The sequence below is a fragment of the Cobetia sp. SIMBA_158 genome (assembly GCF_046566945.1).
GTDB classification, from domain to species: Bacteria; Pseudomonadota; Gammaproteobacteria; order Pseudomonadales; family Halomonadaceae; genus Cobetia; species Cobetia amphilecti.
Genome location: NZ_JAWJYL010001021.1, coordinates 1 through 239, shown reverse-complemented (window position 1 = coordinate 239; position 239 = coordinate 1). Strand labels below are relative to the sequence as shown.

Annotated in this window: 1 protein-coding gene; it reads left to right on the top strand. The window is 44.8% G+C overall.

All coding sequences use genetic code 11. The features are described 5' to 3' along the window. On the top strand, window positions 1-239 hold a 239-nt coding region (locus R2R70_RS22895), incomplete at both ends, for a family 1 glycosylhydrolase (protein ID WP_410979331.1).

The window sequence follows — 239 nt, the reverse complement described above, 5'->3', positions numbered from 1 at the left end:
CACTGGGATTTACCTCAACACCTTGAAGACGAAGGGGGTTGGTTAAATCGAGAAACAGCTTATGCGTTTGCTCACTATGTTGATTTAATTACCTTTGCATTCGGCGACCGAGTCCATTCATACGCTACCTTAAACGAACCCTTTTGCAGTGCTTTTTTAGGTTACGAAATTGGCATTCATGCGCCAGGTAAAGTGGGTAAACAATACGGGCGCAAAGCCGCCCACCATTTGTTATTAGC